Genomic DNA, 1,054 nt, shown 5'->3' on the forward strand with positions numbered 1-1,054 from the left:
AAGTTGATCAGCTCCGGCCGGGGCACGCCGCGCGCCCCGAACAGGCTGCGATGCTGGACCGGCGAGCCGGTCACCAGGTCGAGATTCATGCGCTTCAGGCGCATTTCGAGGTCGATCAGGTTGATGGCATCGAGGCGTCCGTAAATCATCCGCCCCTCTGCACTGACCGCCTTGTAGTCGAAGATCATCGTTACATCCGGTCGGTCAGGTCGACGACGCGGGCCAGTTCCTCCAGCGAGGTCACGCCGTCGATGACGCGTTTCAGACCATCGTCGGCCAGCGTCGTGAAGCCCTGGAGCACGGCGCGGCTGCGGATTTCGTGCGTGGTGGCCCGGCGGGCGATCAGTTCATCGATGCCGGCATCGATGCGCAGCAACTCCATGATCGCGATGCGGCCGCGATAGCCCTGGAAATCGCACGACTCGCAACCCGTGGCGCGGAACAGCACCGGGCGCGGCCCCTCGCCCAGCGGGCCAAGCAGGCGGATTTCGTGCGGCTCGGCGTGGTACGGCGTCTTGCAGTGTTCGCACAGGCGGCGGATCAGGCGCTGGGCGATGATGCCGATGATGTTGCCGGCCAGGATGTCGGGCAGCACGCCGATGTCGAGCAGGCGGGGAATGGCGCCGATCGCCGAGTTGGTGTGCAGGGTGGTATACACCTGGTGGCCGGTCATTGCCGCGCGGAAGGCCATCTCGGCCGTGTCGGCGTCGCGCACTTCGCCGACCAGGATGACGTCCGGGTCCTGACGCATCATCGAGCGGATGCCGTTGGCGAAATCGAGCTTGGCCGCCTCCGCCACCGAGGTCTGGCGCACCATGGCCATCGGGTACTCGACCGGGTCTTCGAGGGTCATGATGTGGATGCCCTCGCTGTTGATGTGGTTGAGCACCGAGTACAGCGTGGTCGTCTTGCCGCTGCCGGTCGGGCCGGTGACGAGGATGATGCCCTCCGGCCGGGAAATCATCAGTTTCAGCTGGTGCAGGTGCTCCTCGGCCAGGCCAAGGCCCTCCAGGGGCACGATGCCTTTCTGGCGGTCGAGGATGCGCAGCACGAT

At 65.9% G+C, this 1,054-nt stretch carries 1 protein-coding gene and 1 pseudogene; both read right to left on the reverse strand.

Annotated features, from left to right (window positions below; genetic code table 11):
- Window positions 1-188: pseudogene (locus A6M56_RS02080) on the reverse strand (type II secretion system F family protein); the annotation flags it as partial.
- Window positions 189-190: 2 nt separating this feature from the next.
- A partial coding sequence (locus tag A6M56_RS02085) for a GspE/PulE family protein (RefSeq protein ID WP_286757679.1) occupies window positions 191-1,054 on the reverse strand: 864 nt, incomplete at its 5' end.

This window comes from Ralstonia sp. RL, from assembly GCF_001683835.1.
Classification (GTDB): Bacteria; Pseudomonadota; Gammaproteobacteria; order Burkholderiales; family Burkholderiaceae; genus Ralstonia; species Ralstonia mannitolilytica.